Source organism: Dactylosporangium thailandense (assembly GCF_059739745.1).
Genome location: NZ_AP029195.1, coordinates 3,316,536 through 3,330,420, shown reverse-complemented (window position 1 = coordinate 3,330,420; position 13,885 = coordinate 3,316,536). Strand labels below are relative to the sequence as shown.

At 73.3% G+C, this 13,885-nt stretch carries 14 protein-coding genes; 10 read left to right on the top strand and 4 right to left on the bottom strand.

Annotated elements, in window-relative coordinates:
- Window positions 1-33 precede the first annotated feature (33 nt).
- Window positions 34-1,419 carry a cation:dicarboxylate symporter family transporter gene (locus AC6JBM_RS15000; RefSeq protein WP_497984225.1) on the top strand — a complete coding sequence of 462 codons (1,386 nt, stop codon included), beginning with the start codon at window positions 34-36 and terminating at the stop codon, window positions 1,417-1,419.
- 51 nt (window positions 1,420-1,470) lie between these two features.
- Here AC6JBM_RS15000 and AC6JBM_RS14995 read toward each other — a convergent pair whose 3' ends face one another.
- Window positions 1,471-3,342 (bottom strand): putative bifunctional diguanylate cyclase/phosphodiesterase, encoded by a 1,872-nt coding sequence (locus AC6JBM_RS14995; protein ID WP_497984224.1) that lies wholly within the window; start codon window positions 3,340-3,342, stop codon window positions 1,471-1,473.
- A 331-nt stretch (window positions 3,343-3,673) separates the two neighbouring features.
- Here AC6JBM_RS14995 and AC6JBM_RS14990 point away from each other — a divergent pair, with 331 nt between their 5' ends.
- From AC6JBM_RS14990 to AC6JBM_RS14955, 8 genes are read left to right on the top strand one after another with little or no spacing between them, the layout of a single operon-like run.
- Window positions 3,674-3,823, top strand: a complete 150-nt coding sequence (locus AC6JBM_RS14990) for a hypothetical protein (protein ID WP_497984223.1) — start codon at window positions 3,674-3,676, stop codon at window positions 3,821-3,823.
- Between the two features lie 9 nt (window positions 3,824-3,832).
- Window positions 3,833-4,930, top strand: a complete 1,098-nt coding sequence (locus AC6JBM_RS14985; protein ID WP_497984222.1) for a YeiH family protein — start codon at window positions 3,833-3,835, stop codon at window positions 4,928-4,930.
- Entirely contained in the window at window positions 4,927-5,718 is a 792-nt protein-coding gene (locus AC6JBM_RS14980) for an ABC transporter permease (protein WP_350625194.1), read from the top strand. Before AC6JBM_RS14985 ends, AC6JBM_RS14980 begins: the two co-directional genes overlap by 4 nt.
- Before the next feature lie 14 nt (window positions 5,719-5,732).
- Window positions 5,733-6,764 (top strand): taurine ABC transporter substrate-binding protein, encoded by a 1,032-nt coding sequence (locus AC6JBM_RS14975; RefSeq protein ID WP_497984221.1) that lies wholly within the window; start codon window positions 5,733-5,735, stop codon window positions 6,762-6,764.
- Window positions 6,748-7,530: an ABC transporter ATP-binding protein gene (locus tag AC6JBM_RS14970; RefSeq protein WP_497984220.1), complete on the top strand. Its 783-nt coding sequence runs from the start codon at window positions 6,748-6,750 to the stop codon at window positions 7,528-7,530. The genes AC6JBM_RS14975 and AC6JBM_RS14970 overlap by 17 nt, the downstream gene beginning before the upstream one ends.
- On the top strand, window positions 7,527-8,363 hold the full coding sequence (locus tag AC6JBM_RS14965; RefSeq protein WP_497984219.1) for a TauD/TfdA dioxygenase family protein: 837 nt from the start codon (window positions 7,527-7,529) through the stop codon (window positions 8,361-8,363). Before AC6JBM_RS14970 ends, AC6JBM_RS14965 begins: the two co-directional genes overlap by 4 nt.
- On the top strand, window positions 8,360-9,295 hold the full coding sequence (locus AC6JBM_RS14960; RefSeq protein ID WP_497984218.1) for a sulfotransferase family protein: 936 nt from the start codon (window positions 8,360-8,362) through the stop codon (window positions 9,293-9,295). The genes AC6JBM_RS14965 and AC6JBM_RS14960 overlap by 4 nt, the downstream gene beginning before the upstream one ends.
- Before the next feature lie 11 nt (window positions 9,296-9,306).
- On the top strand, window positions 9,307-10,188 hold the full coding sequence (locus tag AC6JBM_RS14955) for a glycoside hydrolase family protein (RefSeq protein ID WP_497984217.1): 882 nt from the start codon (window positions 9,307-9,309) through the stop codon (window positions 10,186-10,188).
- 2 nt (window positions 10,189-10,190) lie between these two features.
- Here the strand turns inward: AC6JBM_RS14955 and AC6JBM_RS14950 are convergent, their stop codons facing one another.
- Both AC6JBM_RS14950 and AC6JBM_RS14945 read right to left on the bottom strand, forming a co-directional pair.
- Window positions 10,191-11,663, bottom strand: a complete 1,473-nt coding sequence (locus AC6JBM_RS14950) for a tetratricopeptide repeat protein (RefSeq protein ID WP_497984216.1) — start codon at window positions 11,661-11,663, stop codon at window positions 10,191-10,193.
- A gap of 9 nt (window positions 11,664-11,672) precedes the next feature.
- Window positions 11,673-11,978 carry an alpha/beta hydrolase gene (locus tag AC6JBM_RS14945; RefSeq protein WP_497984215.1) on the bottom strand — a complete coding sequence of 102 codons (306 nt, stop codon included), beginning with the start codon at window positions 11,976-11,978 and terminating at the stop codon, window positions 11,673-11,675.
- Between AC6JBM_RS14945 and AC6JBM_RS14940 the strand changes: the two genes are divergently transcribed.
- Window positions 11,949-12,443: a TetR/AcrR family transcriptional regulator gene (locus AC6JBM_RS14940; RefSeq protein ID WP_497984214.1), complete on the top strand. Its 495-nt coding sequence runs from the start codon at window positions 11,949-11,951 to the stop codon at window positions 12,441-12,443. The genes AC6JBM_RS14945 and AC6JBM_RS14940 overlap by 30 nt on opposite strands.
- A gap of 91 nt (window positions 12,444-12,534) precedes the next feature.
- On the opposite strand, the gene AC6JBM_RS14935 is transcribed toward AC6JBM_RS14940, so the two are convergent.
- The gene (locus tag AC6JBM_RS14935) at window positions 12,535-13,884 is read right to left on the bottom strand and encodes a hypothetical protein (protein WP_497984213.1); all 1,350 of its coding nucleotides are present in this window, start codon (window positions 13,882-13,884) and stop codon (window positions 12,535-12,537) included.
- Window position 13,885: the final 1 nt, after the last annotated feature.

Genomic DNA, 13,885 nt, shown 5'->3' with positions numbered 1-13,885 from the left:
GACCGGGGTCACTGCGGCTCGCATGCTCACGGTATGACGCCCCCAGACACCACCGCGGCCGCCCCCGCCCGGCGGCGCGACCGAACCCATCTGCTGTATCTGGCCGTGATCGTCGCGGTCGTCGCCGGCGCCGCGTTCGGCCTCCTGGCGCCCAAGGCGGCGCTGGAGATGAAGCCGCTCGGCACCGGCTTCGTCAGCCTCATCCGCATGATGATCAGCCCGATCATCTTCTGCACGATCGTGCTCGGCATCGGCTCGGTGCGCCGGCTCGCCCGGGTCGGCCGGGTCGGCGGCCTGGCCCTGGGCTACTTCCTGGTCATGTCGACCGTGGCGCTCGCGATCGGCCTCGTCGTGGGCAACATCCTGCAGCCCGGGGCGAACCTGCACCTGACCGAGGCGGCGAAGGCGGCCGCGGAGAAGCAGGCGCAGAGCGGCTCCGGCTCGACGACCGACTTCCTGCTCGGCATCATCCCGACCAGCTTCTTCTCGTCGCTCACCTCGGGCCAGGTGCTGCAGGCCCTGCTCGTGGCGCTGCTGACCGGCTTCGCGCTGCACGCGATCGGCGAGTCGGGACAGAAGATCCTGGCCGGCATCGGCCACCTGCAGAAGCTCGTCTTCCGCGTGCTCGCCATGATCATGTGGCTGGCCCCGATCGGCGCGTTCGGCGCCATCGCGGCCGTCGTCGGCGCCGGCGGCTGGAGCGCCATCGAGAGCCTGCTGCAGATCATGGCCGGCTTCTACCTCACCTGCGCGATCTTCGTGTTCGTGGTGCTCGGCGTCATCCTGCGCGCGGTGGCCGGGGTGAACATCCTGCTGCTGCTGAGGTACCTCGCGCGGGAGTTCCTGCTCATCCTGGGCACCTCGTCGTCGGAGTCCGCGCTGCCGCGGCTCATCGCCAAGATGGAGCACGCCGGCGTCTCGCGCACGGTCGTCGGCCTGACCGTGCCGACCGGCTACTCCTTCAACCTCGACGGCACCGCGATCTACCTGACCATGGCGTCGCTGTTCATCGCCGACGCGCTCGGCCAGCCGCTGAGCATCCCCCAGCAGATCTCGCTCCTGCTCTTCATGATCATCGCGTCGAAGGGCGCCGCGGGCGTGACGGGCGCCGGCCTGTCGACCCTCGCGGGCGGCCTGCAGGCGCACCGCCCCGAGCTCGTCGACGGCGTCGGCCTGATCGTGGGCATCGACCGCTTCATGTCCGAGGCCCGGGCCCTGACCAACTTCGCGGGCAACGCGGTGGCCACCATCCTGGTCGGCAGGTGGACGCACGACTTCGACCGCGCCCGCTGCGACGAGGTCCTGGCCGGCCGCCTGCCGTTCGACGAGCGCACCATGGTCGACGACCACACCCCGCGCCCCGCGGACGACGAGGAGCCGGCACCGCCACCGGCCCCGAGGACCGAGGCGGCGGTCTGAGCACCCCGGGGGGCGGGCGGGTCACCGCTCGCCCCTCGCCGTGCCCCGGCGTCAGCGCGCGCCGAGCCTCGCCGCCCCGTGCGTGGCCATCGCCCGGGTGCCGAGCCAGGTGACGACCTCGCCGGAGGGCATCGGGCGGCCCAGGTAGTAGCCCTGGATCTCGTCGCAGCCGAGGGCGTGCAGCTGCTCCCAGGTGGCCGCGTCCTCGACGCCCTCGGCGACGACGTGCATGCCGAGGTTGTGGCCGAGGTCCACGGTGGAGCGCACGATCGCGAGCTCGCTGGTGCGCTCGCGCATGTGGGTGACGAAGGAGCGGTCGACCTTGAGCTCCTGCACCGGGAGGTTCTTGAGGTAGGCCAGCGACGAGTAGCCGGTGCCGAAGTCGTCGATCGACAGGCGCACGCCGAGCTCGTGCAGGCGGTTGAGCACCTCCAGGGCGCGGTCCGGGTCGGTCATGATGACGCTCTCGGTGATCTCGACGACGAGCCGGTCGGCCGGGACGCCGTACTGCTCGGTGAGGCGCCAGATCTCCTCGGGCAGCTCCAGGTCGAGCAGGCAGCGGGCGGACACGTTCACCGACACGGAGATGTCGTGGCCGGCCGCGCGCCAGGCGTGGCAGTCGCGCAGGGCGGTCTCGAGGACGTACGAGGTGAGCTGGCGGATCAGGCCCGTGGTCTCCGCGAGGGGGATGAACTCGTTCGGGCCGAGCAGGCCGTGCTCGGGGTGCTGCCAGCGGACCAGGGCCTCGGCGCCGAGCACCCGGCCGCTGCCGGCGTCGGCCTTGGGCTGGTAGAAGATGACGAGCTCGCCGGCGGTGACCGCGCGGCGGAGCTGGCCGAGCAGCCCGAGGCGGTAGGGGTTGTGGCGGTCGAACCGGGGGTCGTAGACGACGTGGTGCTCGTGGCCGCTCTTGGCCGCGTACATCGCCACGTCCGCCCGCTGCAGCAGCTGGGCCGAGTCGGTGGCGTGCTCCGGGTAGACGGCCACCCCGATGCTGCTGTCCACCTCGAGCGACAGGCCCCCGAGCGCGAACGGCTCGTCGAGCGCGGCGGTGATCTCGGCCGCGGCCGCCGTCGCGTCCCCGGTGCCGCCGATGTCCGGCAGCAGTACCGCGAACTCGTCCCCGCCCAGCCGGGCCACCGTGGCACGCTCGCCCAGCACCCCGGTGAGCCGCCGCGCGACCTGCCGCAGCAGCAGGTCCCCGTTGTGGTGCCCGAGCGTGTCGTTGACCTCCTTGAACCGGTCGAGGTCGATGAGCAGCAGCGCGCTGGACCCGCCGCGGCGGTCGGCCGCGAGCAGCACCTGCTCGGCCCGCTCCAGCAGCAGCGCCCGGCTCGGCAGCCCGGTCAGCTGGTCGGTGAACGCCTGCTCGGTCAGGGCCTGCTCGCGCAGCCGCCGCTGGACGTCGTGCAGCCGCGCGGTGATCCAGCCGACGGACTCGCCGGCCAGCACGCACGTGGCCGTGACGTAGTACACCGAGCGCCCCAGCCCGGGAGCGTGCGACGCGATCGCCAGCGGAATCCAGTACGCGATCGCCAGGACGGGGCTGAGCGCGAGGGTGGTGCCGCGCCGCTGGGCGGTGCCGACCCAGACCGCGAGCAGGAAGTAGAGGATGGCGGCGAGGTACGGGTCCGGCTCCGCCCAGTTGCCCACCCCGAGCAGCAGCAGCGCGGGCACGACCGTCCACAGCGACGCGCGGCGGGGCCAGCGATGCCAGGGCAGGCGCCACATCACGAACCCGGCGACCATGGCGACGACGCCGACGACGCAGACCACGAGCGCGGCCATGCCGGACAGCGTCAGCGGGAGCCCGAGGGTGAGCAACCCGCCGGCGACGAACATGGCGCTGATGGCCCGGCCGGCGACCCGGCGGAACTCGCCGTCGGGCTCTTCCCGGGGTTGCGTTCGGGCAGTCGACCTCACGGCCCCTCCATCGGACCGCGCCCGCGCGCCTTGAAGGGGGCCCGGGGACCGCACCCGGATTGCTCCCGCAAGATCCGCCTCGGCCGGGCCTGGCGCCGCGGCCTAATTCTCTATCGGATAGATAGGGGATTGACCGACGGCGTTGCTATTGTCTACCGTATCGGCATGAATTCGCTCCGGTTGACCAGTCGGCGGTACGTCGACTGCTGCCGGACCTGCGCGTGCCTGTGTCCGGCCCGAGCCGTCTGACCGCCGCGCCCCAGCAAGCCGAAGCACCCGCGACCCGGCCGCCGCCGGGCGATTCCCCGTGCCCAGAACCCCGGGAGCCCCCATGTCCGAGAACCCGGAGACCGGGACGCGGCGCCGCGTCCCGCTCGACTGGATCGCCGTCGCTGTCGCCGCGGCCGTCGCCGCGCTCGCCGCCGCCCGCCTGCTGCCCGACATTCCGTGGGACAGCGTCACCGTCCCCCTCATCAAGTAGGACGCCGCCATGACCGCCGTGACCGCCGACCCGCCGAGCCGGGCCGAACGCTTCACCGCCATCCCGGTCCTGCGCTATGTGCCGGGCGTGCTGCTGCTCATCGCGATCGGCCTGGCCGGCAAGTGGGCCCAGGCCGAGCTCAAGGTCGTCGCCGCGAGCACGCACACGCACCTGCCCGACGTCGAGTACGTGCTGTGGGCCATCGTCATCGGGCTCGTCGTCGCCAACACCGTCGGGCTGCACCCGATCTTCCGGCCCGGCGTGGGCACGTACGAGTTCTGGCTCAAGATCGGCATCGTGCTGCTCGGGGCCCGGTTCATCCTCGGCGACCTCGCCAAGGTCGGCGGGGTCAGCCTGGGGCTCATCCTCATCGACGGCACCATCGCGGTCACCACCGTGCTGCTGCTGAGCAGGCTCTTCGGGCTCAAGGGCAAGCTGGGTTCGCTGCTGGCCATCGGTACCGCCATCTGCGGCGTGTCCGCGATCATCGCCGGCAAGGGCGCCATCGAGGCCGACGACGAGGAGTCCGGCTACTCGATCGCCGCGATCCTCGCGCTCGGCGCCGTCGCCCTGTTCTCGTTCCCGGCGATCGGCCACGGCCTCGGGTTGAGCCAGCACGAGTTCGGGCTCTGGGCGGGCCTGGCCGTCGACAACACCGCGGAGACCACGGCCACCGGCGCCATCTACGGCGCCGAGGCCCAGAACGTCGCCGTGCTCGTGAAGAGCACCCGCAACGCGCTCATCGGCTTCGTGGTGCTCGGGTTCGCGCTGTACTGGGCCTCCCGCGGCCAGGCCGCCACCATCGAGAAGGGCAGCCGGGCGAGGTTCCTGTGGGAGAAGTTCCCCAAGTTCGTGCTCGGCTTCATCGCCGTCTCGGCCCTGGCCACCTGGGGCGTGTTCACCAAGGCGGACATCACCAGCCTCGGCAACGTCTCGAAGTGGGCGTTCCTGCTGACGTTCGCCGGCGTCGGGCTCAACACCGACTTCCGTGCGTTCGCGCGCAGCGGCTGGCGGCCGTTCATCGTGGGCGCGCTCTCGCTCGCCGTCGTCGCCGTCACCTCGCTGCTGCTCGTGCTCGGCGCGACCGCCGTCTTCGATCTCGGATGAGCACCGCCGTCCGGACCGCGCCGCCGGCCCAGCGGGCCTGGGGCCTGCGGCTCGTCTCGATCGTGACGCTGGGCGTGCTGTGGCAGATCACCGCCACCGTCATGCACAACCCGGCGTTCATCCCCGCCCCGGCCGCCGTGTGGCACCGGCTCGTCCAGACCTCGACCGACGGCTACAGCGGCCACACGCTCGCCGAGCACCTGGGCGTGAGCCTGCGCCGCATCCTCATCGGCTCCGCGATCGGCGTCGCGGGCGGCCTGCTCGCGGGGGTCGTGATGGGCACCGTCGCCTGGGTCCGGGTCGTCACCGAGCCCGTTGTCACGTTCGTGCGGGCGCTGCCGCCGCTGGCGTACTTCAGCCTCTTCATCATCTGGTTCGGCATCGACGAGACGCCGAAGCTGTGGCTGCTGTCCATCGCCGCGCTCCCGCCCGTGGCCGTGGCCACCGCCTCGGCCGTCGGCTCGGCCCCCACCGCGCTCGTCGAGGCGGTCCGCGCGCTCGGCGCCGGCCGGTGGGCGGCCGTGCGCGACGTGGTGCTGCCCAGCGCCCTGCCGGAGATCTTCACCGGCATCCGGCTCGCCGTCGGCATCGCGTACTCCTCCGTCGTGGCGGCCGAGACCATCAACGGCGTCCCGGGCATCGGCGGCATGGTCCGCGACGCCCAGCGCTACTCGCAGACCGACGTCGTGGTGCTCGGCCTCTTCGCTATCGGACTCTCCGGGCTCGCCATCGACGGCGTGCTCCGGCTCATCGAACAGCGCCTCATTCCTTGGCGCGGCAGAAGCTGACCGAAGGAAACCCCTTGCGAATCAAGCGTCTCGCGATCCTCGCCGTCACCACCGCACTCCTCGCCGCGTGCGGCAACGGTGCCGCCGGCGGAAGCCCGGACAAGAGCGAGAAGACCATCCGGATCGCGTACCAGGCCTTCCCCAGCGGCGACCTGATCGTGAAGAACCAGGGCCTGCTCGAAAAGGCCCTGCCCGACTACAAGATCACGTGGACCAAGTTCGACTCCGGCGCCAGCATCAACACCGCGTTCGTCGCCGGCAGCGTCGACATCGCGGCCATCGGCTCCAGCCCGGTCGCGCGCGGGCTGTCGGCCCCGCTGAACATCCCGTACCAGGTCGCCTTCGTCCTCGACGTGGCCGGCGACAACGAGGCCCTCGTGGCCCGCAACGGCACGAACATCGCCACCGTGGCCGACCTGCGCGGGCACAAGGTCGCCACGCCGTTCGCCTCCACCGCGCACTACAGCCTGCTCGCCGCGCTGGACCGGGCCGGCGTCAAGGAGTCCGAGCTGACCATCGTGGACCTGGAGCCGCAGGACATCCAGGCCGCGTGGACCCGCGGCGACCTCGACGCCGCCTACACCTGGCTGCCGTCGCTGGACGAGATCAAGAAGACCGGCAAGGTGCTCGTCTCCAGCCGCGAGCTGGCCACCGCGGGCAAGCCGACGCTCGACCTCGGCGTCGTGTCCACCGCGTTCGCGACCGCGCACCCGGACGCGGTCGACGCCTGGCGCAAGGCCGAGGCGAAGGCGCTCGGCATCATCGCCGGGCAGCCGGACGCGGCCGCCGCGGCGGTCGCCAAGGAGCTCAACATCACGGCCGCCGACGCCGCGCACCAGCTGAGCCAGGGCGTGTTCCTCAAGCCGGCCGACCTGTCGTCGCCGGAGTGGCTCGGCACCGACGGCAAGGTCGGGGACCTCGCCCGGAACCTGCTCGCCGCGGCCCAGTTCCTCAAGGCCCAGAACAAGATCGACGCGGTGCCCGACGCGGCGGTCATCGAGAAGGCCATCTACACCAAGGGCCTGCCCGGTGTCCTCGCCGCCTGAGCCGGCCGTCCTCGTCGAGGACGTCGAGCACCGCTACGGGCCGGTGACCGCGCTCGGCCCGCTGAGCCTCACCGTCGCCGCGGGCGCGTTCCTCGTCCTCGTCGGGGCCTCGGGCTGCGGCAAGAGCACCCTGCTGCGGCTGATCGCCGGCTTCGAGCGCCCGAGCGCCGGCCGGGTCCGGGTCGCCGGCGCCGAGCCGGTGCCGGGGCGCGGCGCGGGGCTGGTGTTCCAGGCCCCGCGGCTGCTGCCGTGGAAGACCGTCGGCGGCAACGTGGCCCTGGCGCTGCGCTACGCCGGGGTCCCGCGCGAGGAGCGGGCCGGGCGGGTCGCGGAGCTGCTCGAACGCGTCGGGCTGCACGACGTGGCCGGGCGCCGGACCTGGGAGGTCTCGGGCGGCCAGCAGCAGCGCGTGGCGATCGCGCGGGCGTTGGCCGTACCGAATCCGCTGCTGCTGCTCGACGAGCCGTTCGCCGCCCTCGACGCCCTGACCCGTGAGCGGCTGCAGGAGGACCTCCGGCGCGTGAGCGAGGCGAGCGGCCGCACGTGCGTGTTCGTCACCCACAGCGTGGACGAGGCCGTGTTCCTCGGCAGCCGGGTCGTGGTGCTCGGCGACCGGCCCGGCCGCGTCGCGCTGGACCAGCCGATCGACCTGCCGCGCAGCGGCGTCGACCCGGAGGAGCTGCGGCGGTTGCCCCAGTACGCCGCCTACCGCGCCGAGCTCGGGCACGCCGTCCGGGCCCCGGAACAGCAGAGGAGTACCGTATGAAACTCGATCCGCTCGGCCCGGCCTTCGGGGCCGAGGTGTTCGGCGTCGACCTGGACCGCGCGACCGACGAGTCCATTGTGGACATCCGGGCGGCGCTCGTCGAGCACAAGGTGCTGTTCTTCCGCGACCAGCAGCTCGACGACGACGGGCAGGTGCGCCTCGGCCGCCGGCTCGGCGAGCTGACCGCGTCGCACCCGGTCGTCGGCGGCGTGGACGAGGCCCACCCGGAGATCTACGCGCTGGACAGTTCCGACGGCGGGTTCGCCGACGTGTGGCACACCGACGTGACGTTCATGCGCCGCCCGCCGCTGGGCTCGATCCTGCGCGCGGTCACGCTCCCGCCGACCGGCGGCGACACCAGCTGGGCCGACAGCCAGCTCGCCTACGAGTCCCTGTCGGCGCCGGTGCGCCGCCTCGCCGACGAGCTGACCGCGGTGCACGACGGCAACCGGGAGTTCGGCTATTACCTGGCCCAGCGCCGCGGCGGCCGGGGCAGCGAGTGGGACGGCGAGGTGGTGACCCGCCTCGACCCGGTCGAGCACCCGGTGGTGCGGGTCCACCCGGAGACGGGCCGCCGCGGGCTCTTCGTGAACCCGGGCTTCACCTCGCACATCGCCGGCGTGTCGGAGGCGGAGAGCCGCGGCATCCTCGACCTGCTCTACGCGCACCTCACCAAGCCCGAGCACATCGTGCGGCACCGCTGGCGGGTCGGCGACGTGGCGATGTGGGACAACCGCAGCACCGCGCACTACGCCAACCGCGACTACGGCACCGCGCACCGGGTCATGCACCGCATCACGCTGCGCGGCGACATCCCGAGCGGGGTCGCATGAGCCTCCCCGACTTCCTCATCGCCGGGGTGCCCAAGGCCGGTACCTCGGCGCTGCACGCCGCGCTCGCCCCGCACCCGCGGCTGCACCTGTCCGCCGTGAAGGAGCCCAAGTTCTTCCTGAGCGACGGCCCGCCCCCGCGCCGCGGCGGCCCCGGCGACGTGCAGACCTACCAGGAGCACGTGTGGCGGCGGGCCGACTACGAGGCCCTGTTCGACCCGGCCCCGCCCGGTGCCCTGCGCGGCGAGGCGACCCCGTTCTACCTGCACGACCTGGACTCGCACGCCCGCATCGCCGAGCTGCTGCCGGGCGTGCGGATCATCCTGGTGCTGCGCGATCCGGTCGACCGCGCCCACTCCAACTGGGCGCACCTGTTCGGCGCCGGCCTGGAGTCCGAGGCCGACTTCCTGCGCGCGGTGGAGCTCGAGCCGCGGCGCGTCGCCGCCGGCTGGGCGCAGTTCTGGCACTACACGGGGCTCGGGCGCTACGGCAGCCAGCTCGAGCACCTGCTGGCCCACGTGGAGCGGGAGCGGGTGCTGCTGCTGCGGTACCGCGACCTGCGCGACCGCCCGGCCGAGACCCTCGACCGCGTGTGCGCGTTCCTCGGCGTCGAGACCGGCCTGCTCGCCGAGGCCCCGCCGGAGAACGTGCGCGCGTTCGTCGACGACACGCGGGCCAACGCCGTCATCCGCCTCGCGTTGCGCACCGGCGGGCGGATCGGGCACCATTTTCCCCTGCCGGTGCGCAAGGTCTTCCGCACACCGCTGCTCGGCCTGCTGCACCGCCGGCACGGGTCGCGGCCGCGGGTGACCGCCGCGCAACGCGCGGCCCTGCTGCCTCGTTTCGCCGATGAGATCCGCAAGCTGGAGGACGTGAGCGGGGAGTCGTACGCCGACTGGCTCAGCCTCGAACACGCCAGCCGCTACCAGCCGTGAGGGGACGTACCGTGTCCGTGCCGCCGCTGCCCCGCCTGCACGACTCCGCCGTGGCGGTCGCCCCGCCCGACGGCGGCACCGGCACCTGGGCGGGCGCGCCGAGCGCCTGGCGCGAGGGCGAGGAGATCTACCTCGCGTACCGGCTGCGCCGCCCCGTCGGCGAGGGCCGCGGCTACGCGAACGTCGTGGCCCGCTCGGCCGACGGGGTGACGTTCACGCCCGTCGCCGAGGTGCACAAGGACCGCTTCGGCGGCGCCTCCCTCGAGCGCCCGGCCCTCGTGCGCACCCCCGACGGCCGGTGGCGGCTGTACGTGAGCGTGGCGACGCCCGGCACCAAGCACTGGCGCGTCGACGTCCTGGAGGCCGACTCGCCGGACGGGCTCGGCGACGCCCCGGCGCGCACGGTCCTGCCCGGCGACCACACGATCGGCGTCAAGGACCCGGTGGTGTACTTCGACGGCGTCCAGTGGCACCTGTGGGCGTCCTGCCACCCCCTGGAGTCCGACGAGCACGCGGACCGCATGTCGACCTGGTACGCGACCAGCCGCGACGGCCTGCAGTGGCAGTGGCAGGGCGTGGCCCTGGCCGGCCGCCCCGGCGCCTGGGACGCCCGCGGGGTCCGGGTCTCCGCGATCGTGCCCACGGCGACCGGCGTGCTCGCCACCTACGACGGCCGCGCGAGCGCCGAGGAGAACTGGGAGGAGCGCACCGGCGTCGCCACGGGCACCTTCGACGCCCTGACCGCGACGGACGCCGAGCCCCTGACCTCGCCGCACGCGCCCGGCGGGCTGCGCTACCTGAGCCTGGTCACCCTGCCGGACGGCCGCCACCGCGTGTACTACGAGATGACCCGCGAGGACGGCGCACACGAGCTGCGCACCGAGCTAGTCTGACGTCAATGCTGCGCCGCGAGGCGCCGGCGGAACTCGGCATGGGCGGACTGGCCGACCCCGTTGAGGCGCTCCAGCTCGGCCGGTGACGGCTCGCGGCGCAGGTGCACCTCGATCTTGAAGTCGCCGTCCTCGATCCGCACGCGCAGGTCCTCGAGCAGGTCCGGTGGCAGCTTGCTCAGCACGAACGCGCGGAACGCCTCGGCGAGGGTGCCGGGCATGTCGCCGCAGCCGCACGTGCGGCCCTCCAGCACCGCGCCGAGGTGGCTGCGCCCGACCATCGCGTCCGGGTGCACCGGGTCGAGCACGGCCAGGCCCTCCTCGATGACGGTGCGGGCCTCGCCGAGGCGGTTGCGGTGCTGCAGGAACAGTCCCAGCGCGATCCGGCCGCGGCCCAGCAGCTCCGGGTCGGCGCCGGTCTGCGCGATCCGCACGGCGTCGCGCAGGCACGGCTCGGCCTCGGTGAACCGCTCGGCCTCCTGCAGGGCCAGGCCCCAGTTGCGCAGCACCTGGCTGACCGGCTCGGGCCGGCCGATGCGCACGGCCCGGTCGTGGGCGGCCGAGTACGCGCGCAGGCCCGCCTCCGTCTCGCCGGCCTCGCCGTGCGCGAGGGCCAGGCCCATCGCGGCCATGAGCGCGGCCTCGGCGTTGCCCTGCCGGTCGTAGGCGGCGAGCACCCGCCGGATCGCCTCGACCCGCCCGGCCTGGTCACCGGCGTCGCGGCCGAGGTTGGCCAGGCTCGACAGGGCGTTGAGCGTGGCGCGGTGGTCCGGGCCGAGCCGCGCCTCCAGCAGCCGCACCAGGTCGCGGACGATGCCGGCGTACAGCCGCGGGTCCCCGGCCTCGATCCGCCGCTGCACGGCCAGCGCCAGCTGTTCGAGCACGGGCCCGGGCAGCCGGTCGGCGTCGGCGAACGCCTCCGCCCGCGGGTCCGCGGCGCGCACGATCTCGGCCCGCAGCGCCAGCGCGACCGCGACCCGCTCGTGCCCGTTGCGCCACAGGTTCGCGACCATCTCCTCGGCGGCCTCGTGCGCCGCGGCGAGGGCGCCCCGGCTCAGCAGCAGCTCGGCCACGGGCTCGAGGCCGAACGCGTAGCCGGGGTGCTCGCGGCCGTAGAACGCCTCGCGGGCGGCGAGCCCGGCGCGCAGCTCCGCCTCGGCCTCGTCCAGCCGGCCGGCGAGGCGCAGGGCCAGGCCGAGGTTGCTGCGGTACGTCAGGTGGTCCTTGTGCAGGCCGGGGAAGTCCCGCGGCGACACCGACACCGCCGCGCGGAAGCAGTCGACGGCCCGGCCGAGCTGGTCGGCGTTGAGCAGCACGTTGCCGAGGTCGCACTGGGCCGAGGCCCACTGCGGGCTGCCGGCGCCGTGGCGGGCGGCGACGGCGTCGAGTTCGCGCACCATGACGGCCTCGGCCTCGACCAGGCGGCCGTCCTGCAGCAGCGCCACGGCGGCATCGAACGGGGTGGGGGTGATGGTCACCGCGGGAGTCTAGGCCAGGTGCTCCCGGAGGAACGCGGCGATCTCGGTCCGCGCCGCCTTGGCCCGTCGCTGCACGCCCGGCATGCTCAGGAACGCGTGGACGGCGCCCGGGTGCTCGGCCAGCGTGACGGGCGTGCCGGCCGCGCGGAGCCGGTCCGCGTACGCGCGGCCCTGGTCGGCGAGGGGGTCGTCGGCCGGCACGACGACGAGCGCCGGGGCGAGCCCGGACAGGTCCTCGGCGAGCAGGGGCGAGACGGCCGGCCCCGCTCCGGCGTCGACGACGCGGTGTTCGCGGCCGCCCTGCGCACGGTCCACGAGCTCGGCTACGAGCGCGCGACCGTGGAGCGCATCGCGGCCGCGGCGGGCGTGGCGAAGACGACGATCTACCGGCGCTGGCCGGCGAAGGGCGCCCTGATCACGGCCGCGCTGGTGGACGCGTTCGGCCCGGCGCCCCTCGACGGCGACGATCCCCCGGCGATGCTCGCCACGGCGATCCGCTGGATCGCCGGGAAGATCGGCGAGCCCGGCGTCGGGGCGGCCTTCGCGGGCGTGTTCACCGACGCCGTCAGCGACCCGCAGCTGCGCGGCATCCTGCGCACGCGGCTGCAGGACCCGTACCGGATCGCGTTGCAGGAGGCCCTCGGCGAGCCCGAGCAGCGGGTCCTGTTCTTCATCGACGTGGTCGTCGGCACCCTGCTGCACCGGATGGGCATGACCGGCGAGCCGATGGTGGACGCCGACGTCGACGCGCTCGTGGCGATGGTGACGCGGGCCTTCTAGTGCTGGAGGTTCTCACGCCCGATGCCGCCGGCCGGTACGGCCGGAAAGGGGCGGCCCCGCCGTAGCGGAGCCGCCCCTTCCGGGTTCCGGGTCAGACCATGATCATCGACACGGGCCACTGGCCGCCGTTGTTGACCGCGCTCACCGTGGTGGCGTGCACGCCGGTGCTGCCCTTGTGCCAGCCGCTCGCGTCGCCGTAGATCTGGTACAGCGTGCCGCTGTCGGCCGCCATCGTCTGCGGCCACGTGCCGCTGAGGTACACCGCCGAGATCGAGGCCGTGCTCGACACCGCGACGCCGGTGTTGGCGTCGTGCCAGCCGGTGCCGTCCGCGTAGACCTCGTGCAGCACGCCGCCGGAGACCGTCATGCTGGTCGGCCACTGGCCACCCATGTTCACCGCGGACACCTTGGTCGCCGACTTGCCGGTGCTGCCCTTGTGCCAGCCGCTCGCGTCGCCGTAGATCTGGTAGAGCGTGCCGCTGTCCACGGCCATGACCTGCGGCCACTGCCCGCCCATGTTCACCGCGGAGATGCTGGAGCCGTTGGGCAGGGAGATGCCGGTGCTCGCCTTGTGCCAGCCGCTCGCGTCGCCGTAGATCATGTAGAGCGTGCCGTTGTCGACCGCCATGGTGTGCACCCAGGCGCCGGTCATGTAGGCCGCGGAGATCGAGGCGCCGGCCGAGAGCGTGATCCCGGTCGAGGCGTCGTGCCAGCCGGACGCGTCACCGTAGATCTGGTGCAGCACGCCGCCCTCGAGGGCCATCGTCTGCGGATGCGCGTCGCCGGGGACGAGCGCGGAGGTCATCGCCTGGACGTTGGAGCCGGTCGAGCCGTCGTTCCAGCCGTCGGTGTCGGCGTAGACCTCGTGCAGGCCGCCCGTGCCGGTGCCGCTGCCGCCGCTGCCGTCCTCGACGATCTTGTTGTACCGCCGGGCCACGTAGTCGCCGTTCGGGTGCGAGTCGAAGGTCGCGGCGTTGATCGAGACGTGGGTCTTGTGCTTCACCGGAGTGGAGCCGAAGGAGTAGTACGAGAAGTAGACGTGGTCCGGCTCCCACTGGTCGAACAGGATCACGTGGTCCTGGGCCGAGTTGAGGATGTCGCCGGGGCGCAGGTCCGACCGGTTGATCTGGGCGGAGATGTCGGACAGGTTGCCGGTCCAGTTGTCGGTCGACGTGTGCCAGGACATGTCCACGAAGCCGGAGCAGTCTCGGCGGTAGCTGCGCGAGCCGGTTGGATCGGGCGAGAACCCGGTCTGGCTGTAGGTTCCGGGCTGATGGTCCACCCAGTACTGCGCGCGTTCGATGACTTCCGAGCGGGTGATCGAGCCGCCGACCGAGGAGGTGAACGCGGCGTGGGCGGGCGTCTGGAGGGCGGCGAGACCGGTGAGGGCGACGGTCGCGGCGAGGGCGCTGCCCAGCAGGCGGCGAGCGAGGGTCTTCATG